This window comes from Microbacterium oryzae (genome assembly GCF_030406385.1).
In the GTDB taxonomy this organism is placed as follows: domain Bacteria; phylum Actinomycetota; class Actinomycetes; order Actinomycetales; family Microbacteriaceae; genus Microbacterium; species Microbacterium oryzae_A.
This window is the reverse complement of sequence record NZ_JAUEPM010000002.1, coordinates 184,076-204,046: the sequence shown is the minus strand read 5'-3', so window position 1 is coordinate 204,046 and position 19,971 is coordinate 184,076. Positions and strand designations below refer to the sequence as shown.

The 19,971-nt window shown below is 70.4% G+C and carries 18 protein-coding genes; 5 read left to right on the top strand and 13 right to left on the bottom strand.

The window, feature by feature from the left end:
- Positions 1-41 precede the first annotated feature (41 nt).
- Together QWJ90_RS04935 and QWJ90_RS04930 are read left to right on the top strand one after the other, a co-directional pair.
- Positions 42-1,106, top strand: coding sequence for an ABC transporter permease (locus tag QWJ90_RS04935; RefSeq protein WP_290106572.1), 1,065 nt, complete (start codon positions 42-44; stop codon positions 1,104-1,106).
- A gap of 5 nt (positions 1,107-1,111) precedes the next feature.
- Entirely contained in the window at positions 1,112-1,966 is an 855-nt protein-coding gene (locus QWJ90_RS04930) for an ATP-binding cassette domain-containing protein (protein ID WP_156242251.1), read from the top strand.
- 56 nt (positions 1,967-2,022) lie between these two features.
- On the opposite strand, the gene QWJ90_RS04925 is transcribed toward QWJ90_RS04930, so the two are convergent.
- From QWJ90_RS04925 to iolC, 11 genes are all read right to left on the bottom strand, one after another.
- Positions 2,023-3,024, bottom strand: a complete 1,002-nt coding sequence (locus QWJ90_RS04925; RefSeq protein WP_290106571.1) for a Gfo/Idh/MocA family protein — start codon at positions 3,022-3,024, stop codon at positions 2,023-2,025.
- Positions 3,025-3,035: 11 nt separating this feature from the next.
- Entirely contained in the window at positions 3,036-3,920 is an 885-nt protein-coding gene (locus QWJ90_RS04920) for a sugar phosphate isomerase/epimerase family protein (protein ID WP_290106570.1), read from the bottom strand.
- A 29-nt stretch (positions 3,921-3,949) separates the two neighbouring features.
- Positions 3,950-4,726 (bottom strand): SDR family NAD(P)-dependent oxidoreductase, encoded by a 777-nt coding sequence (locus tag QWJ90_RS04915; RefSeq protein ID WP_290106569.1) that lies wholly within the window; start codon positions 4,724-4,726, stop codon positions 3,950-3,952.
- Complete coding sequence (locus QWJ90_RS04910) at positions 4,723-5,589, bottom strand: sugar phosphate isomerase/epimerase family protein (protein WP_290106568.1); 867 nt, start codon at positions 5,587-5,589, stop codon at positions 4,723-4,725. The genes QWJ90_RS04915 and QWJ90_RS04910 overlap by 4 nt, the downstream gene beginning before the upstream one ends.
- Positions 5,590-5,624: 35 nt before the next feature.
- Complete coding sequence (locus QWJ90_RS04905; protein WP_290106567.1) at positions 5,625-6,638, bottom strand: Gfo/Idh/MocA family protein; 1,014 nt, start codon at positions 6,636-6,638, stop codon at positions 5,625-5,627.
- Positions 6,639-6,664: 26 nt separating this feature from the next.
- Positions 6,665-7,570 (bottom strand): sugar phosphate isomerase/epimerase family protein, encoded by a 906-nt coding sequence (locus QWJ90_RS04900; protein WP_290106566.1) that lies wholly within the window; start codon positions 7,568-7,570, stop codon positions 6,665-6,667.
- Positions 7,571-7,620: 50 nt separating this feature from the next.
- Positions 7,621-9,534 (bottom strand): 3D-(3,5/4)-trihydroxycyclohexane-1,2-dione acylhydrolase (decyclizing), encoded by a 1,914-nt coding sequence (iolD, locus tag QWJ90_RS04895; protein ID WP_290106565.1) that lies wholly within the window; start codon positions 9,532-9,534, stop codon positions 7,621-7,623.
- 3 nt (positions 9,535-9,537) lie between these two features.
- Positions 9,538-10,440: a 5-deoxy-glucuronate isomerase gene (gene iolB / locus QWJ90_RS04890; protein WP_290106564.1), complete on the bottom strand. Its 903-nt coding sequence runs from the start codon at positions 10,438-10,440 to the stop codon at positions 9,538-9,540.
- A 160-nt stretch (positions 10,441-10,600) separates the two neighbouring features.
- Positions 10,601-12,109: a CoA-acylating methylmalonate-semialdehyde dehydrogenase gene (locus QWJ90_RS04885; protein WP_290106563.1), complete on the bottom strand. Its 1,509-nt coding sequence runs from the start codon at positions 12,107-12,109 to the stop codon at positions 10,601-10,603.
- 32 nt (positions 12,110-12,141) lie between these two features.
- A complete protein-coding gene (locus QWJ90_RS04880) occupies positions 12,142-13,047 on the bottom strand; it encodes a class I fructose-bisphosphate aldolase (protein WP_290106562.1) in 906 nt (301 codons plus the stop codon).
- A gap of 1 nt (position 13,048) precedes the next feature.
- Positions 13,049-13,993, bottom strand: a complete 945-nt coding sequence (iolC, locus tag QWJ90_RS04875) for a 5-dehydro-2-deoxygluconokinase (RefSeq protein WP_290106560.1) — start codon at positions 13,991-13,993, stop codon at positions 13,049-13,051.
- A 166-nt stretch (positions 13,994-14,159) separates the two neighbouring features.
- Between iolC and QWJ90_RS04870 the strand changes: the two genes are divergently transcribed.
- Complete coding sequence (locus QWJ90_RS04870; protein WP_290106559.1) at positions 14,160-14,918, top strand: GntR family transcriptional regulator; 759 nt, start codon at positions 14,160-14,162, stop codon at positions 14,916-14,918.
- A gap of 3 nt (positions 14,919-14,921) precedes the next feature.
- Here the strand turns inward: QWJ90_RS04870 and QWJ90_RS04865 are convergent, their stop codons facing one another.
- Both QWJ90_RS04865 and QWJ90_RS04860 read right to left on the bottom strand, forming a co-directional pair.
- The gene (locus QWJ90_RS04865; RefSeq protein WP_290106558.1) at positions 14,922-16,445 is read right to left on the bottom strand and encodes a glyceraldehyde-3-phosphate dehydrogenase; all 1,524 of its coding nucleotides are present in this window, start codon (positions 16,443-16,445) and stop codon (positions 14,922-14,924) included.
- 96 nt (positions 16,446-16,541) lie between these two features.
- The gene (locus QWJ90_RS04860) at positions 16,542-17,759 is read right to left on the bottom strand and encodes a multidrug effflux MFS transporter (RefSeq protein WP_290106557.1); all 1,218 of its coding nucleotides are present in this window, start codon (positions 17,757-17,759) and stop codon (positions 16,542-16,544) included.
- Positions 17,760-17,818: 59 nt separating this feature from the next.
- Between QWJ90_RS04860 and QWJ90_RS04855 the strand changes: the two genes are divergently transcribed.
- Complete coding sequence (locus QWJ90_RS04855) at positions 17,819-18,268, top strand: MarR family winged helix-turn-helix transcriptional regulator (RefSeq protein ID WP_290106556.1); 450 nt, start codon at positions 17,819-17,821, stop codon at positions 18,266-18,268.
- An 89-nt stretch (positions 18,269-18,357) separates the two neighbouring features.
- Entirely contained in the window at positions 18,358-19,788 is a 1,431-nt protein-coding gene (locus QWJ90_RS04850; protein ID WP_290106555.1) for a MinD/ParA family ATP-binding protein, read from the top strand.
- Positions 19,789-19,971: the final 183 nt, after the last annotated feature.

Sequence of the window (19,971 nt, the reverse complement as noted above, 5' to 3'; positions counted from 1 at the left end):
GCGCCCCCGCTCGCCGTCGCCCCTACCCTTAGGAGTTCCTCATGAGTCAGGCCACCACGCAGGCGCCGGTCAGCGCGCCGCATGAGTCCTCGAACCGCGTGAAGCTCGGCTGGTCCAACCGCCTGCTCGCGCGTCCGGAGGTCGGCGCGGCCGTCGCCGCCGTGCTCATCTTCATCTTCTTCCTCGTCGTGGCGCCATCGTTCCGGTCGCCCGACGCGCTCTTCACCGTGCTGTACCAGGCCTCCACGATCGGCATCGTCGCCGTCGCAGTGGGGCTGCTGATGATCGGCGGCGAGTTCGACCTCTCCGCCGGCGTCATCGTCACGAGCGCCGGGCTCTTCAACGCCCTCTTCTCGTACTACCTCGGCATCAACCTCATCGTCGGCGCGATCGTGTCGCTCGTCTTCTGCCTCGTGGTCGGCTTCGTCAACGGCTACCTGGTGATGCGCACGGGCATCCCCAGCTTCCTCATCACGCTCGGCTCGTTCTTCATCCTGCAGGGTGTCAACCTCGGCGTGACGAAGCTCGTGACCGGCGCGGTGGCGAGCCCGAACATCTCGCAGATGGACGGCTACGGCATCATGCACGCCGTCTTCGCCGGATCGTTCCGCATCGGCGGCGTCACCATCTGGAACAGCGTCATCTACTGGCTCGTCCTCGTGGCCCTGGCCGCGTGGGTCCTGCAGCGCACCCGCATCGGCAACTGGATCTACGCCGTCGGCGGCAACGACGCCTCCGCCCGCGCTGTCGGCGTTCCCGTCGTCCGCGTGAAGATCGGCCTGTTCATCACGGTGTCGTTCCTCGGCTGGTTCGTCGGCATGCACACGCTCTACCGCTTCAACACGCTGCAGGCGGGAAACGGCGTGGGCAACGAGTTCCTCTACATCATCGCCGCGGTGGTGGGCGGCACGCTCCTCACCGGCGGCTTCGGCAACGCGATCGGCGTCGCGATCGGCGCCTTCATCTTCGGCATGACCTCTCTCGGCATCGTCTACGCCGGGTGGGACCCGAACTGGTTCCGCGCGTTCCTCGGCGTCATGCTCGTGCTCGCCGTGCTCGTGAACCTCTACGTCAAGAAGCTCTCCACGACCAGGAAGGTGGGCTGATCGCCATGTCGGAGACTCTGCAGACCCACAAGCCGCTCATCCAGATGCAGGACGTCGGGAAGAGCTACGGCGCCATCCGCGCGCTCAAGGGCATCAACCTGACGGTCAACGCGGGCGAGGTCGCCTGCGTGCTCGGCGACAACGGCGCCGGCAAGTCCACGCTCATCAAGATCATGGCCGGCCTCCACCCGCACACGGAGGGGCGCCTGATCGTGAACGGCGAGGAGGCCTCGTTCAGCTCGCCCCGCGAAGCGCTCGCGCAGGGCATCGCGACGGTGTATCAGGACCTCGCCGTCGTGGGCCTCATGGAGGTGTGGCGGAACTTCTTCCTCGGCTCGGAGCTCGTCGGGTCGAAGTTCCCGCTGGCCGGCATGCGCATCCGCGACATGAAGGCCATCGCGGACGCCGAGCTGCGCAAGATGGGCATCGTCGTGAAGGACCTCGACCAGCCGATCGGCACGCTCTCGGGCGGACAGCGCCAGTGCGTGGCGATCGCGCGTGCCGTGTACTTCGGAGCGAAGGTGCTCATCCTCGACGAGCCGACGGCCGCCCTCGGCGTCAAGCAGTCGGGCGTCGTGCTGAAGTACGTCGCCGCGGCGCGCGACGCGGGTCTCGGCGTGGTCTTCATCACCCACAATCCGCACCACGCCTACCTCGTCGGCGACCACTTCGTCATCCTCAAGCTCGGGCAGGCGGTCCTCGACCGCACGCGCGACGAGGTCACCCTCGACGAGCTCACGCGGCAGATGGCGGGCGGCGACGAGCTCGCCGAGCTCAGCCACGAGCTCAAGGAGTTCGGCGGCCGCACCGAGGCCATCCGCACGGTCGAGGAGAACACCGCTCCCCGTCGTCGTCGCTGATCCCGACGCGAGAACGGCCGCAGCTCCTCGGAGCTGCGGCCGTTCTCGCGTGCGGGTCAGAGCGCGAGGTCGATGGGCTCCGCGCGGCCGGTGACGAGCGAGCGCGCTGCGGCCTCGGCGACGGCCTGCGCCGCGAGCCCGTCGCGCAGCGTCGCGGGCATGGGCCCCGACGTCTCCAGCGCCGACACGAACGCGCCCAGCGCGGCGGCGTACGTCGGCTGCACGCGCTCGAACCACCCCGCGTGCAGACCGTCCGATGTCGCGTGCGCGCCCCGGAAGCGCGTGACGCCGCCCGCGCGCATACGGCCGGATTCGGCCATCCCCGCGGAGCCCAGCACCTCGATGCGCTCGTCGTATCCGTAGCCGGTGTGCCGCACGCTGTCGATCTGCACGAGCGCGCCGCTCGAGAGCCGCAGGGTGGCGGCCGACGTGTCGACGTCGCCGATCTCCGCCACGCGCGGGTCGGCGAGCGCCGATCCCGCGACGAAGACCTCGACAGGGTCGAGCCCGCTGATCCACCGCGCGAGGTCGAAGAAGTGCACGGTCTGGTCGCGCATCTGTCCGCCGGAGACCTTGAGGTAGTCCAAAGGCGGCAGCGCGGGCCCGCGCGAGGTGAGCTGCACGAGCGCGACCTCGCCCACCTCCCCCTCGTCGACGAGGCGCTTGAGCTCGGCGTGATCGCGGTCGAAGCGCCGGTTGAAGTCGACCATGACGGGGATGCCCGCCCGCTCGACATACGCGACGGTCTCCGCCGCGCGAGCGAGGTCGAGGTCGATGGGCTTCTCCACGAGCGCGGCGAGGCCCGCATCCGCGGCGCGACGCAGGTTCTCCGCGTGCGTGTCGGTGGAGGACGCGATGAAGACCGCGTCCACCTGAGCGGGGTCGAAGGCGTCGGCGATCGTGCGGGCGGCACGAGCGCCATGCCGCGCGGCGAGTGCCTCGGCGCGGCCGAAGTCGACGTCGTAGACGAACCGGAAGTCGACATCCGGATGGGCGGCGAGGCTCTGGGCGTGGACCGACCCGATGAATCCGGCGCCGATGAGGGCGAAGCGCTGCATGGTCGAGCCTCTCAGGAGACGAGGATGTGGAGCAGGCCGCGGATGGTCGTGGCCACCTCGAGGAAGTCGTGCTCGTTGGCCTTGTCGGAGAACATCTCCGATACCCACCATCCGTCGTAGCCGGTCGACTTGATCGCGTCGACCCACTCCTGCAGCGGGATGGCCCCGCCGCCGATCATCACATTGCGGTGCACACTCTGATCCGGGACGTCCCTCTCGCGATCGAGGCTCAGCCCATCCGAGATGTGCGCGGCCTTGATGAGCTCCTTCGGCGTCGCGGCGACCTCCTCGAGCGTGTCGCCCGTCGTCCAGTAGTGCCACGTGTCGAGCGCGATGCCGACGTTGTCGCGGCCCGCCCGCTCGATGATCTCCAGCGAGTGGCGGTGCCGGTTGAGGTTCGACCACGCCAGCGGCTCGAGGTAGAGGTCCAGCCCGCGGTCGGCGACGATGTCGGCGGCCTCGCGCACGTTCGACGCCGCCGCGTCCAGGGCGTCGCTCTCCGACAGGCCCAGCGTGCCGCGGTAACGCAGGTCCTCTGCGGTGAGCCGCCCCGCGCGGAAGTCCTTCACGACCTCCCAGTCCACGGGTCCCGTGCACAGCTGCAGGATCGGCGCTCCCACGACCACGGCGATGTCGGCCATCCGCTCGACCTCGGCGAGGAAGTCGGCACGCGCGTCGCCCTGCCGCTCGAGGTCGAGGACCGCGCCGATGCCGGTCACCTCGAGCCCGTCGAGCAGCGGCGGCAGCGTGTCCACGGCGTACCCCGCGTCGAGATAGCGGTACAGCTTCGGGCTCTGCAGCTCGATGCCCCCGTATCCGGCGGCCTTCGCGACGGCGATGTCGTTGACGACGTTGCCGTAAAAGGTCGTCGTGACGTTCATGGAGAGCTTGGTCATGGATGGTCCTTCGTCGTGTTCGAGTCTGGTCAGGCGGGTGGGCGCGGCGTCCCGATCGATGCGGTGGTGCCGCCGTCGACGGGGAGGATCACCCCGGTGATGTAGGACGCATCGGGGCTCGCGAGGAACAGCGCGGCGGCGGCGACCTCGGCGGGCTCCGCCGCGCGGTCGAGCGCGAGCCGGTCGACGAGGCGCGCATGGAAGCGGGGATCGTCCAGGCGCTCGGCCGTCTGGGCAGTGCGTGTGAAGCCGGGTGCGATGGCGTTGACCCGGACGCCGGAGCGGCCCTCGTCGATCGCCATCGTCTGCACGAGCGCGTTCACGGCGGCCTTCGTCGCGCTGTACCCGGGCTGCGCCCAGTCGCCGCCGAGCCCCGCGATCGACGTGATGGCGAGGAACGTGCCGCGCGCGTCACGCAGGTGCGGCATGCTCGCCCGCGCGAGGAACAGCGTCCCGTCGAGGTTCAGCGAGCGCATGCGCTCCCACGACGCGTCGTCGAGGTCGGAGACGGCCCCGTGCTCGCTGAGACCGGCGTTGGCGACGACCACGTCGAGGCCGCCCCACGTCGCGAGCACCTCGGCGACCGCGTCCGACACGCCGTCATGCGTGGCGACATCCGCCACCACCACGAGTGCGCGCGAACGGGCGACCGCCGCGGTCTCCTCGAGGGTCGCGCGGGTACGCCCGATGAGGGCCACCCGCGCTCCCTGCTCGAGGAACGCGCGTGCGATCGCCGCGCCGATCCCGGTGCCCGCTCCCGTGACGAGCACCCGGGTGCCGTCGTACGGGTAGCGCGCCCAGGTCATCCGACGAGCTCGCGCAGCCTCTGCAGCTGGTGGTGCGCCGATGCGTCGGCGTTCTCGTCCTCGGCGAACACGTTCGACACGATGAGGGCGTCTTCGCGATCGAAGTAGCCGATCTGCTTCAGGGTGCCGAACAGCTCCGACCAGTCCACATCGCCGTCGCCGATGTTGAGGTGCTGGTGCACCCGCGCCGCGTTGCCGGGAGGGTTGGAGATGTACCGCAGGCCGTGCGAGCGGTGGTGGTCGAACGAGTCGGCCGCGTATACGGCGCCCAGCCGCTCCCCCACCTCCGGCAGCAGCGTGGCCGCGCGGTCCCCGTAGTGGAAGGTGTGCGCGGCGACGTACACGAAGCCCACCCGCGGGGTGTCGAGCGCCCGGATGATGCGCCACGCCTCGAGCCCGTCCTCGACGAAGTCGTCGGGGTGCGGGTCGATGTTGAGCGTGACGCCCTCCTGCTCGAGCACGGGGAGGAGCTCCTCCATCGACCGGTAGAACGCGGCCTCGGAGTCCTCCTCGCGTTCAGGACGGCCGGAGAACTCGGTGTTCACCACGGGAGCGCCGAGCTCGGCAGCCACCCGGATGTACCGCTTCATGTTGCGCACGCCCGCCTCACGCTGCGGCTCCTCCGGCCACGAGAACCGCTGCACCGGCAGGACCGAGGTGATCGTCACGCCGGCGTCCGACGCGCGCTTGCGCAGTGTGCGGATCATCGCGGAGTCCACCTTGGGGTGGTGGAAGTGGCGACCGAAGTCCGGGTTCGGGGTCAGCTGGAGGTACTCGTACCCCAGCCGGGCCACGAGGTCCGGAAAGTCCAGCAGGTGGACGGAGTCGTTGTACGGCGTGGGGTCGAGGGCGATGCGCACCATCGGTGTTCTCCTTCGAAGCGGATGTCTGCGGCCGGTCAGGCGTAGAAGGCGGGGCGCTCGGCGGCGTCGACCGTGTGGATGCCGCCGTCGAGGGCGCGCACGCCGGCCTCGCACGCGAGGGCGACGAGGTAGCCGTCCCATGCGTTCGGTCCGTCGACGAGACGGCCATCACGGACGGCGTCGACCCAGCGCTGGATCTCGTTGTCGTAGGCCGCGGCGAAGCGCGTCGTGAAGCTCTGGTGCTCGGCCGTCGACACGCGGCCGGCCTGCCACAGCTGGAGCCCCGACGGCTGGCCGATGCGGGCCACGCCCTGCTGGAACACGGCCTCGGTGCCGACCTGGTAGCCGAACTGCACGCTCACGTTCATCTCGACGTCGACGTGCACGCCGTTCTCGAGCTCCATGAGCACGAGGATCGGCTCGCGCAGACGCTCGGGCGAGAGGTCGTTGCGACGCGGGTACTTGACCTCGACGGTCTTGATGGGCGAGCCCGCGAGCCACGGCACGACGTCGAACTCATGCACGACGGAGTCCGTGATGAGCATGTTCTGCACGTAGCTCTCGGGCACGCTCGGGTTGCGGTGCACGCCGCGGAGCATGAGCAGCTCGCCGGCCTCACCCGAGACGATGAGCTGGCGGAGCTGCTCGTACTCGGCGTCGAAGCGGCGCATGAAGCCGACCTGGATGTGCGGGCGGTCGAGCCTCTGCTCGATCTCGAGGATCTGCGCCGACGTCGCGGAATCCTGCGTGAGCGGCTTCTCGCACAGGATCGGCAGGCGAGCCGCGAGCGCGGGCTCGAGCACGGGCTGGTGGAACTGACCGGGCGTGGCGATGAGCACGGCGTCGACGGCGCCGGCCTCGATCGCGTCCTCGATGCGCGAGAACGTCTGCGCGCCCGGAGCGTTGTCGGCAGCGGCCGCCGCGCGGGCGGCGTCGGGCTCGATGATCGCCGAGACGAAGGCGCCGCTGATGCGGTGGGTGATGCGGGCGATGTGGTCTGCGCCCATCATGCCGGCGCCGACGACGCCGATGCGGAGGTCCTGGCTCATGATGTCTCCTGGTTCTGACGGGGGCGTCAACGGGTGCGTGCGAAGGACGTGCAGCCGAAGATGTGCTGCCGGGTGCGGGTGGCGATGCCGAGCGGGAGGTCGATGTCGACGCCGGGCATGTCCTGCTCGACGATCGCGAAGATCTCCGGGTCGATGGCCGCGACAGCCTCGATGATCGGTCCGAACTCGGGGATGCCGGCGGGCGGCTCCACCATGACGTCGATCGCGGAGTCCGCGAACGGGATGTCGTTCTTCAGCACCTCGAAGCGGTACTCGGGGTCGATCTGCTTGAGGTGCAGGTACCCGATGCGCTCGGGGTGCTCCTGGATGAGACGCAGATTGTCGCCGCCGTAATACGCGTAGTGGCCGGTGTCCAGGCAGAGGTTGAGGTACCGCGGATCGGTGAGCTCGAGCAGGCGCACGACCTCGCTCCGCGTGCCGACGTGGCTGTCGGCGTGCGAATGGAACTGCTGCTTGACGCCGTACTCCTCCAGCAGCGCCTTGCCGAGCCGGTCCTGGCCCTTGGCGAGCTTGTCCCACTGCTCGGCGTCGAGGGTGCGCGCCTCGAGCGCCTCGCCGGTGAGGTCGGAGCGCCACAGGTCGGGGATGACGACGATGTGCTCGGCGCCGACGGCCGCCGCGAGACCGGCGACCTGGACGGCCTGGTCCCAGGCACGCTGCCACTGCTCCTCGCCCTTGTGGAACCCGGTGAACACGGTGCCCGCCGACAGCTTGAGGTCGCGCTTGGCGAGCTCGTCCTGCAGCTGGTTCGGGTCGGTCGGCAGGTAGCCGTACGGGCCCAGCTCGATCCAGTTGTAGCCCGCCTTCTGGACCTCGTCCAGGAAGCGATCCCAGGGGATCTGGCGCGGGTGCTCGGGGTACCACACACCCCACGAGTCGGGTGCGGTGCCGATGCGGAGTCCGGTGCTCATCGTGTCCTCTTCATTGATCGACTAATTGTCTTGACAAACATACATGCAGTTCAGCCGAGGAGCGGCTTCTGCAGCTTCGCCTGCTCCTCGTACTCAGCGCGCGCGTCCTGGGTGGAGTCGAGCGTGGACACCTGAGCGACCGGCACGTCCCACCACCCCGCTCCGTCGGGAGCGTAGATGTGCGGATCGCTGTTGATGTGGATGACCGTGGAGCGGTCGGACGCCTTCGCCTGCGCCATCGCGGCGCGCAGGTCGTCGACGGCCGACTCGGTCGGCTCGATCTCGATGACATCGAGGCCGTAGCTGCGCGCGTTCATCGCGAGGTCCACGGGGAGCACGTCCTCGCCCTGGAAGTTGCGCGCCTGCGGATCGTAGGCGCGGTACTTCGTGCCGAAGCGCTCGGAGCCGACCGTCTCGGACAGATGCCCGATGGAGGCGTAGCCGTGGTTCTGGATGAGGACGACGATGATCTTGATGCCCTCAGCCACGGCGGTGACGAGCTCGGTGTTGAGCATGAGGTACGAGCCGTCGCCCACCATGACGATGACGTCGCGCTCGGAGCCGGACTCGGCCGCGCCGCGCTTGACGCCGATGCCGCCGGCGATCTCGTAGCCCATGCACGAGAACGCGTACTCGACGTGGTAGCCCAGCGGGTCCCGGACGCGCCACAGCTTGTGGAGGTCGCCGGGGAGCGAGCCGGCCGCCTGCACCACGACGTCCTGCGGGTCGCTGGCCTCCTGCACCGCGCCGATGATCTCGGGCTGACCCGGCAGCGCGAGGCCGGACGGCGCGAACGCCTCGTCGACCGTCGCGTCCCACTCCGCCTTCTCGCGGGCGATCCGCTCGGCGTAGCCGCCGTCGACGCGGAGGTCGGGCAGCGCGGCGATCAGCTCGTCGAGCGCCTCGCGAGCGTCGGCGATGACGGGCAGCTGCGTGCCGTGCTTGTAGGCGTCGAACGCCGCGACGTTGATGTTGACGAACGTCACGTCGGGGTTCTGGAACGCCGTGCGCGATGCCGTGGTGAAGTCGCTGTAGCGCGTGCCGATGCCGATCACGACGTCGGCCTCCGCCGCGAGGCGGTTGGCGGCGAGCGTGCCGGTCGCGCCGACGCCACCGAGGTTCTGCGGGTGGTCCCAGTTGAGCACGCCGCCGCCGGCCTGCGAGGTGCCCACGGGGATGCCCGTGGCCTCGACGAACGCGCGCAGCTCCCGCTCCGCCTCGGAGTAGAGCACGCCGCCGCCGGCGACGAGGAAGGGGCGCTTGGCGGCGCGGATGGCCCGCACGGCCTGGGCGAACGCGTCGCGATCCGGCCGGGGCCGTCGGATGCGCCACTCGCGGTCCTGCAGGAACTCCAGCGGCACGTCGAGCGCCTCCGCCTGCACATCCTCGGGGAGGGCGATCGTCACGGCGCCCGTCTCCGCGGGGTCGGTGAGCACGCGCATCGCGGCGAGCGCGATGGAGAACAGCTGCTCGGGGCGCTGCACGCGGTCGAAGAAGCGCGAGACCGGGCGGAAGGCGTCGGTCACCTGGATGCCGAGGTCGTGCGGGTGCTCGAGCTGCTGCAGCACGGGGTCGGCCACGCGGGTGGCGAACGTGTCGCTCGGCAGCAGCAGCGCCGGCAGCCGGTTGGCGGTGGCGAGCGCTGCGCCGGTGAGCATGTTCGCGGCGCCAGGGCCGACGGACGCGGCGGCGGCGTAGGTACCGAGGCGGCGGTGCATGCGCGCGTAGCCGACGGCCTGGTGCACCATCGCCTGCTCGTTGCGGGCCTGGTAGTACGGCATGAGCTCTGGCTGCTCGTGGTTGAACTGCTTGAGCGCCTGGCCGACGCCGGCCACGTTGCCGTGTCCGAAGATGCCGAAGACGCCGGGGATCGTCCGCTCACGGTGATCGCCGTCGACCGTCCACTGATGCGCCAGGAACTCGACGAGCGCCTGGCTCACGGTCATCCGCTTGGTGCCGCCCATGGGTCAGCCTTCCTTGTTCTCGTAGGGGAGGCGGGAGTCGAACTCCTGGCCCTCCCAGGTCTCGCGCACCCAGGCGTGTCCGGGGTCGTCGCTGATGAGCCAGGCGCGCTCCGCATCGGGGCCCGCCATCACGTTGAGGTAGTAGAGGTCGTATCCGGGCGCCGCCACAGCGGGGCCGTGGTAGCCGAACGGGACGAGGGCGACATCGCCCGTGCGCACCTGCGCGTTGATGTCGATCGCGCCCGCCGGCGACGAGTACGTGCTGAACATGCCGAAGGACGCCTGCTGCGTGCCCTTCTCGCCGCCTACGCGCGACGGCGCGGTCTCGAAGTAGTAGATCTCCTCGAGGCGCGACTCGTGTCCTGGCTTGTGCTCGTCGTGCTTGTGCGGCGGGTACGACGACCAGTTCTCCGCCGGGGTGATCACCTCGCAGACGATGAACCGGGCGGCGTCGAGCGCCTGCGGCGTGCCGAAGTTGTGCACCTGCCGGCTCGACGCCCCCGCGCCGCGCAGCTCGACCGGAGTGTCCGCCGCCGGGATGACGCGGGTCGGGAAGACCTCGTCGGTGGGCGAGGTCGCCACCGCCACGCGGCCTTCGCCGCTGAGGACGGCCGTGGCCGCGCTGGAGAGGTACGCCACGTCGGTCGGGCCGTGGAACACCGACGGACGACCGGCGAGGGCGATCTCGCCATCGGCCCCGCCCTCGCTGACACGGAGAGCGAACGAGCCCGACAGCGGCACGACGAGCTTCTCGACGCCGGCTTCGAGCGAGAGCTCCTGCCCCGCCGCCAGCCGCGCGACGCGCAGTCCGGTGTGGACCCATCCCTCGATCGACCCGTCGACGACGGTCTCCCAGCCGTCGCGCGCGAGTGCGCCCCGGGTGTGGAACCAGCGCTGTTCGGTCATGTGCGTGTCTCTCCTTGATGAATCGGTTCCGCCGGAGGTTGAGCGAGCGAAGCGAGACGAAACGCCGTGATCCGATCTCGAGACACGGTCGCCGCGTTTCGTCTCGCTCGTTCCTCGCTCGCTGAACGACCAGAGGCCGCTCGCTCCGCTCGCCTCGGTCCTAGTCGTTCTGGGGGAAGCCCAGGTTGATGCCGCCGTGCGTGGCGGGGTCGAGCCAGCGGCTCGTGATGGCCTTCTCGCGCGTGAAGAAATCGAACCCGTGCACACCGTAGGCCTTGGCGTCGCCGAAGAGCGAGGCCTTCCAGCCGCCGAAGGAGTGGTAGGCGACCGGCACGGGGATCGGCACGTTGATGCCGATCATGCCGACCTGGATCTCGTGCTGGAAGCGGCGGGCCGCTCCCCCGTCGTTGGTGAAGATCGCGGTGCCGTTGCCGAACTGACCGGAGTTGATCAGGTCGACACCCTCCTGGAAGCTCTCCACGCGGATGACCTGCAGCACGGGACCGAAGATCTCCTCCTGGTACGCACGCGACGTGGTCGGGAGGTCGTCGATGAGGGTCGGGCCGAAGAAGAACCCGTCCTCGTGTCCGTCGACACGGAAGTCGCGCCCGTCGACGACGATCTTCGCGCCATCCGCCTCGGCGATGTCGACGTATCCGGCCACCTTGTCGCGGTGCTGCGCCGTGATGAGGGGCCCCATATCGGGCTCGACGCCGTCGACGCCCGCGCCGTTGCCGATGCGGAGGTTGGCGATGCGCTCGGAGATCTTCGCGATGAGCTCGTCGGCGACCGGCTCGACGGCCAGCACGACGGAGACCGCCATGCAGCGCTCGCCGGCCGCACCGTAGCCCGCGTTCACGGCCTGATCTGCGACGAGGTCGAGGTCGGCGTCGGGGAGGACCAGCATGTGGTTCTTCGCGCCGCCGAGGGCCTGCACGCGCTTGCCGTGCTTGGAGGCCGTCTCGTAGATGTACTGCGCGATCGGAGTGGAGCCGACGAACGAGATCGACTGCACGCGCGGGTCGGTCAGCAGGCCGTCCACGGCGAGCTTGTCGCCCTGGAGCACCGTGAAGACGCCGTCGGGAAGACCGGCCTCCTTCCACAGCTCCGCCAGCCACAGCGCGGCGGAGGGGTCCTTCTCGCTGGGCTTGAGGATGACCGAGTTGCCGGCCGCGATCGCGACGGGGAAGAACCACATCGGAACCATCGCGGGGAAGTTGAACGGGCTGATGATGCCCACCACGCCCAGCGGCTGCTTGATCGAGTACACGTCGATGCCGGTGGACGCGTTCTCGCTGAAGGCGCCCTTGATGAGGTGCGGGAATCCCGTGGCGAGCTCCACGACCTCCTGGCCGCGGAGGATCTCGCCCATCGCGTCGGAGACGACCTTGCCGTGCTCGGCGGTGATGATGGCCGCGAGCTCCTTCTTGCGCGCGTTCAGCAGCTCGCGGAACGCGAACATGACGTTCTGGCGCTTCGCCATCGACAGGCGGCTCCAGACCTCGAAGCCGCGCTGCGCGGAGGCGAGGGCCTCCTCGATCTCGGCCTCGTCGGCGAGGGAGAGCTCAGCGCTCTGCGCTCCCGTGGCGGGGTTGTAGACCGGTGCGGTGCGGCCCGAGCGCGAGGCGCGGTGCGCGCCGTCGATCCAGTGTCCGATGGTGTTGGTCATGAGGTGTCCTTCGATGATGTGGGGCGGATGCGTCAGACGGCGGCGGGGAGTGCGGGGTGCACCAGGCGGGCCGCCGTGTCGACGGCCGCGGCGACGTCGCCGTCGGGCGGGTAGAGGAGGGTGCGGCCGACGGTGAGGCCCTTGACGCCGGGCAGAGCGAGAGCGCCCTCCCACGCGGCGAAGGTCTCGTCGGGGTCGGCGCCGGAGTCGCCGCCGAGCAGCAGCGTGGGCATGGTGGTCGCGGCCATGACGCGCTCCATGTCGTCGACGACGGGAAGCTTCATCCACGTGTAGGAGCTGTCCGCGCCGAGGCCCGACGCGATCGCCACCGACAGGATCACGGCGTCGGTCGAGAGGTCGTTCACGATCCGGCCGTCACGCCAGCGGCTCATGAACGGCTCGAGCATGATCGGCAGCCGCGCGGCGGCGGCCTCGTTGACAGCCTTCGCCGTGGCCTCGAGGGTGGGCGCGGTGCCCGGGTCGTCGAGGTTCACGCGAATGAGCGTCTTGGCGAAGTCGATGCCCTTGGCGCTCATGGTCGGCACGTCGTACGCGCCGTACCGGTCGTCCATCTCGAACGAGGCGCCGCGCAGGCCGCCGCGGTTCATCGAGCCCACGACGACCTTGTCGTCGAGGAGGCCGAGGGCCGCGAGGTCGTCGATGATGTCCGGGGTGCCGAGCACGCCGTCCACACCGGGGTGGCTGAGAGCGGTAGCGAGGCGCTCGAGCAGCGTGTAGCGGTTCGCCATGGCGGTGGCTTCGCTGCCGACGGCGAGGGCCCCACGGGCGGGGTGGTCGGCCGCGATGATGAACAGGCGGCCGTCGCCCTGCAGCACGTCGCGACGACGGCGCGACGAGAACGCCTCGCCGATCTCGTGCGGGCGGTGCGCGCGGATATCGCGCAGGCGCTCGAAGTCGGCCTCGGTGAGTGCGGTCATCTCAGGCTCCCTGCAGCAGGTTCTCGACCTCTTCGGCCGTGGGCATGGCGGTGGAGCACTCCCGACGCGACGCGACGACGGCTCCGGCGACGTTCGCGAAGCGCAGCGTGCGCTCCAGGCCCCATCCTTCGAGGAGGCCGTGGCAGAGGGCCCCGCCGAAGGCGTCGCCGGCGCCGAGCCCGTTGATCACCTCGACCGCGTGCACCGGCACCTCGACGACCTCGTCGCGAGTCTTCGCCAGCACGCCCTTGGGGCCCTGCTTGACGATGGCGAGCTCCACGCCGCGCTCGAGGAGCGCGTCGGCCGCGCGCTGCGGCTCGGTCTCGCCGACCGCGACCTGGCACTCCTCGCGGTTGCCGACGGCGACCGTGACCTTGTCGAGCACCTGCCCGATCTGCTCGGTCGCAAGCATCGGGTCCTCCCAGAACATCGGGCGGTAGTCGAGGTCGAGGATGGTGTGCGTCCGACGCTCGCGAGCGGCGAGGGCGGTGTGGTGCGCCTCCCGGCTCGGCTCCTCGCTGAGGCCGGTCGTGGTGAACCAGAAGATGCGGGCGTCGCGCACCGCGTCGAGGTCGATCTGCGCCGCGTCGACGTTCATGTCCGGCGCCTTGGGCTCACGGTAGAAGTAGAGCGGGAAGTCGTCCGGCGGGAAGATCTCGCAGAACGTCACCGGGGTGTTCAACGTCGGGTCGGTCGCCACGTAGCGGTTGTCGACGCCGAGGCGAGTCAGCTCCCCGAGGAGGTAGCGACCGAAGGGGTCGTCTCCCACCCGGGAGACGAGCGCGGAGCGGTGCCCGTAGCGGGCTGCCGCGACGGAGACGTTCCCGGCGGTTCCGCCGAGGTACTTGCCGAACGTCTCGACCTTCTCGAGTCCGACACCGTCCTGAAGCGGGTAGATGTCGACGCCGAGGCGGCCGATCGCAAGAACGTCGGGTGAGTTGCTCATCGTCATGCTCCGTTGTCCTGACTGGGCGGCTCCGCCCGGCTTTCGTCTATGTCATGACAATATCACAAGCAGGTCGTCGCGCAAGGGGAAATCCGACATGACAAAGACTGCGCCTAGTAACGTTGTCCCGACAAAGGCCGAGCGACGGCCGAGAAGGAGCGCCCTCATGGCAGAGCCGGCAGTGTGGCCAGACGAACTGTTCGCCGATCTCGAGCGGACGGGCCCGGTGCCCCTCTACTTCCAGGTGTCCAGCCGACTCGAGGCGGCCATCCGCAACGGGACCATCCCTGCGGGCGCGCGTCTCGAGAACGAGATCGAGATCGGCCACCGCCTCGGGCTGTCGCGCCCGACCGTGCGCCGCGCCATCCAGGAGCTCGTCGATAAGGGCCTTCTCGTCCGCCGCCGCGGGATCGGCACGCAGGTTGTGCAGGGTCAGGTCACGCGGCAGGTCGAGCTCACGAGCCTCTACGAGGACCTGCAGAACACGCAGCACGCGCCCACGACGCGCGTGCTCACGCGCGACCTCCGCGCGGCGCCCGCCGACGTCGCCGAGCAGCTCGGCGTGCCGGTCGGCGCGGAGGCGCTGTACCTCCGCCGCCAGCGCAGCACCGACGGCGTGCCGGTCGCGCTGCTGGAGAACTGGCTGCCCGGCGATTTCGCCGACATCTCCCTCGAGCTCCTCGAGGAGCAGGGGCTGTACCAGATCCTGCGGTCGCGCGGCGTGACCATCCGGGTCGCCAAGCAGCGCATCGGCGCGCGGCGCGAGCACGGCGACGAGGCGGAGCTGCTCGACGTCGACAAGGGCGGACCGCTGCTCACGATGGAGCGCGTCGCCTACGACTCGTCAGGACGCGCGGTCGAGTTCGGGCACCACTGCTACCGGCCCGACATGTACAGCTTCGAGACCACGCTCGTCGCGAAGTAGGAGTCAGACCGGAACCGGCTCCGCGCCCAGCACGACCGGCTCGCGCACCGGGAGGATCGTCGGGTGCACGTTCGCCATCTTCTCCAGCACGCGCACCACCTGGCACGAGTATCCGTACTCGTTGTCGTACCAGACGTAGAGCACGACGCTCTCCTCGCCCGCGATCGTGGCGAGGCCGTCGACGATGCCGGCGCGGTTGCTGCCCACGAAGTCCGTCGAGACCACCTCGGGCGACTCGACGTAGTCGATCTGCTGACGCAGGGGCGAGGTGAGCGAGGTCTGCCGCAGGAACGCGTTGATCTCGTCCTTCGTCGTCGGCCGAGCGAGCTGCAGGTTGAGGATGGCCAGCGAGACATCCGGGGTCGGAACGCGGATGGCGCTGCCCGAGAGGCGACCGGCCAGCTGCGGCAGGGCCTTGGCGACGGCCTTCGCGGCCCCGGTCTCGGCGATGACCATGTTGAGCGCCGCGGAGCGCCCGCGTCGGTCGCCCTTGTGGAAGTTGTCGATGAGGTTCTGGTCGTTGGTGTAGGAGTGCACGGTCTCGACGTGGCCGTGACGGATGCCGAACGCCTCGTCGACGGCCGCGAGCACCGGGGTGATCGCATTCGTCGTGCACGAAGCCGCCGACAGGATGACGTCGTCGGCCGAGATGTCGTCGCTGTTGATCCCGGAGACGATGTTCTTGATCGCGCCCTTGCCGGGTGCCGTGAGGAGCACCCGCGAGACGCCGCGGGCGCGGAGGTGCTGTCCGAGGCCCTCCTCGTCGCGCCAGCGTCCGGTGTTGTCGACGACGATGGCGTCCTCGATGCCATAGCGGGTGTAGTCGACCTCGGCGGGGTCGTTCGCGTAGATGAACTGGATGAGCGTGCCGTTGGCGAGAAGGGTGCCGTTCTCCTCATCGACCTCGATGGCGCCGGCGAAGGGGCCGTGCACGGAGTCACGGCGCAGCAGGCTCGCGCGCTTGAGGAGGTCGTTCTCGGAGCCGCGGCGCACGACCACGGCCCGCAGCCTGAGGCCCGAGCCGTCACCCTGGTGGGCGACGAGGATCCGCGCCAGCAGACGCCCGATCCGCCCGAAGCCGTAGAGGACGACGTCCGTCGGCTTCGCCTCGCGCGCCTCGAGCACGGGGGCCAGCTCCTCGCGGAGGAAGTCCACGAGGCCCGTCGTGCCGTAGGAGCCGTCGCGGGCGTCGAACCGCGCGACGAGACGCGCGACGTCGACCGAGGCGGGGCCGGGGCGGAGCGCTTCCAGCGCCTCGAGCACGGCGAAGGTCTTCTCCGGACGCAGCGCGTCGCCGCCGTGCTCGCGGGTGTCGCGGTGCGTGCGCAGGATCTCGACCGGCGAGATGTTCAGCAGGCGGCGACCGTGGATGGACGTGACCACTCCCAGCTCGCGGTACAGGCGCCCGATCAGCGGGATCATCCGCTCGGCGAGCTCCTCCCGCGCGATCCACTCGGCACGGCGGGCTTCGAACTGCTGGCTCACGCTGGGGTTCTCCTTCGATCCGGCGGGCAGCTGCGCCCACATCCTTCGTGATGACAGGTTATGCGCGATGATCGCCCTGCTTACGATGCCTGGAGAGCGCAAGAAGGCCGATTCTTTCCACGGGGGTAAGGCGTGCTCTCAGCCGCGCCGCCTGGCGGAGACGCCGAAGGCCACCAGCGCGATGGCAGCCGACAGCGCCATCACGAGGCCGCACGGCACCGCGGTCGTCTCGCCGCCGAGCCCGACGAGGGGCGACACGAGCGCCGCGAGGCCGAACTGCAGCGCCCCCAGCAGCGCAGAGGCCGTACCCGCCGCCGCCGGCGCCGCCCCCTGGGCGAGCGCGGTGGCGTTGCCCAGCACGAGCCCGAGCGCGGCGATCGCGAGGAAGACCGCCCCGGCGAGCAGCCAGACCGGCGCACCGGTCACAGCGATGACGAAGAAGAGGACCGAGCCGACGAGAGTGCCCGAGAGGCCCCACCCAAGAAGCCGACGCGGAGCGACCCGCGCCGCGAGGTTCGCGGACAGCGCGCTGGTGACCATGAGCGCGAGCGCGTTGGCTCCGAAGAGGAGGCCGTACTGCACCTCATCGAGCCCCAGCATCGACTGATAGAGGAACGGGGACGCGGAGATGTAGGCCATCATGACCGCGAAGGCGAACGCGAACGCGAACGCATAGCCGAGGTACTCGCGGCTCCGGAGTGCGCGCCTACCGCCATCCGCTCCCTCCGTTCGCCGTGCGCGCGCCGAGGCCGGGTGCGTCTCGCGCACGACCAGGACGACGGCCACGAGCATGACCACGGCGATCCCGAGGACGACGGCGAGCACGCCGCGCCACCCCAGCGGGCCCGATATGAACCCGCCGACGAGCGGCGCGACGACGGGAGCGACCCCGCCGACGATCATCATCAGGCTGAACGCGCGCGCGGCGGCGGCGCCGATCGCGAGATCGGCGATGATCGCCCGCCCGAGCACCATGCCCGCCGCTCCGGCGAGCCCCTGCACCACGCGAGCCGCGACGAGCACCTCCAGTGTGGGGGCGAGGACGGCGACGACGCTCGAGAGCACGAGCGCGGCGGCGCCGATGAGGAGCGGCCCGCGGCGGCCGAAGCGGTCGGAGAGCGGACCGAAGACGAGCTGGCCCGCCGCCACCCCGACGAGGAATCCCGTGAGCGTGAGCTGGATCCCGCTGGCGTCCGCGGCGAGATCGGCGGCCATCGTCGGGAACGCCGGCAGATAGAGGTCGGTCGCGAACGGCGCGACGGCCGACAGCAGCGCCAGAACGAGCAGGAGCCCGACGCCGATCTTCCCCTCCCGCCCGGCTCGGACGGAGGGCTGTGCGATCGTTCCCGTGGTCATGCTCACTCCAGTGTTTATGCGTACATAACAATATTAGCCGTGGTCGTAGACTCTCGCCCATGCCCGCAGCGACCGACGCGCAGCTCGCCGACCTCGCCGATGCCGTCCTGTCCCTCGCGAGGGAGATCGAGCTGCACCTCTCGGAGGATGGCGAGGTCATCACGCTCACCGCGACGGGGCGGATGGTCCTGCGCCATCTGCATCACCGCCCTGGTTCGTCCCCGACCGAGATCGGGACGAGCCTGGGCCTGAAGCGCCCGAACGTGAGCGAGGCGCTGCGGCAGCTGGAACGCGTCGGGCTCATCGCGCGCAGCCATCCCGACGGCGACGGGCGAGGGGTCGTCGTGTCGATCACGCAGCTCGCCGAGGACAACCTCTCCCGCATCAGGCAGGTGTGGGCCCGAACGCTGGCGCCCGCTCGGAACCTGGCAGCGGACGTCCCCGCCCTCGACGCCCAGCTCCGGCAGCTCTCGGCCGCCGTGACCGAGACGCGCACCGCGCGCGCCTGATCCCTCTCAGGCGCCGGCGACGACGCGGTCTGTAGGCTGGATCGGACATCCGCCGATGACGTCGGCCTTTTCCTTGAGGAGACGACCAGATGCTTGACGACGCGACGCGGTCCGGGCTCTCGGCGGTGATCCGTTCCGACGGATCCGCGGTGCTCACGGTCGACGAGACCCCTCAGCCGATCGACACCGCGCTCGTCGAGGACGCCCGTCGCGAGATCGTGCGACGCGCGGCCGAGATCGCCGCGATGCTCGAAGCGCCCGTGCACGTGATGGTGCACGAGCCGGATGGCGACTGGCCGCTGGTCGTGCACCCCGACGGCCGCGTGGACTCCCTGGAGGGCGCCGCCGCCGGCTCCTCCCCCGCTGCGGCGCCGCGGTCCGCAGCGCCGCAGCCCGTCGCCGCGCCGCGGTCCGCGGCTGCAGCTCCCGCGCCGCAGCCGGTCGCCGCACCGCGATCCGCCGCCGCGCCGGTGCCTGCTCACGCGTCGACGCGCTCAGCACCCGCACCGTCCGCCGCACCCGCGCCGTCCGCCGCACCCGCGCCGTCCGCCGCACCCGCACCGTCCGCTCAGGAGCCCGGCGCTCGCGAGTCGCGTGAGTCCTTCCTCACCTCGGAGCACGTGGAGGAGCCCGCGACCCGCGGCTGGCGCGGTGCGCTCGTCCGCGCCGGCGTCCGCGTGGCTCCGGGCCCTGCCGAGCTCGCCGAGCGCGAGGACGTCGCGGCCGTCGCCCGGCACTGGGCCGGCCCCCGCACCATCGCCGTCGTCAACGGCAAGGGAGGCTCGGGCAAGACCCCGGCCACCATCCTCACCGCCGCGGTGTTCGCGCGGTTCGGCGGCGCGGGCGTGCTCGCGTGGGACAACAACCAGACGCGCGGGACCCTCGGATGGCGCACGGAGCAGGGTCCGCACGAGGCCACGCTGCACGAGCTGCTGCCGGAGACCGACCACCTGCTCTCGGCCGGTGCGCAGGCCGCCGACCTCGCACGATTCGTGCACCACCAGACGCGTGACCGGTTCGACGTGCTGCGCTCGCAGCCGATGGTCCTCGCCGGGCGTCAGCGCCTGGACTCCTCCGACGTCGACCGCATCCACGCGGTCGCGGCCAAGTACTACCGCCTGATCGTCATGGACTCCGGCAACGACGAGTCCGACCCGATGTGGCTGCGGATGATCGACCACACCGACCAGATCGTCGTGGCGACCACGTCCCGCGCGGAGCACGCCGAGGCGGGCGCGCTGCTGCTGGAGGCTCTCGCCTCACGCGACGAGCGCTCGGCCCGACTCGCGCAGAACGCCGTCACGATCGTGAGCCAGGCGGACCCGAACGCGCACCCGAGCGAGCAGCGCAAGGTCATCGACGGGTACCGGTCGATCTCCCGCGACGTCGTCGGCATCCCGTACGACCCGGCGATGATCGGCGGGCTGCTGCACTACGGCGCGCTCCGCCCCGCAACGCAGCGCGCGTGGCTCTCCGCAGGTGCGAGTATTGCCCGGAGCCTCGACGCCCTGCGCGGCTGACGCGGCCTGACGCCGTAAGCGCGAGTTCCGCACCACCGAGCAAGACCGCGCCCGCTTCGGTGGTGCGGAACTGTCGTTCTGGGGGCCGTAAGCGCGAGTTCCGCACCACCGAGCAAGACAGCGCGCGCTTCGGTGGTGCGGAACTGCCGTTCTCCGCACCGTGATCGCGAGTTCCACACCACC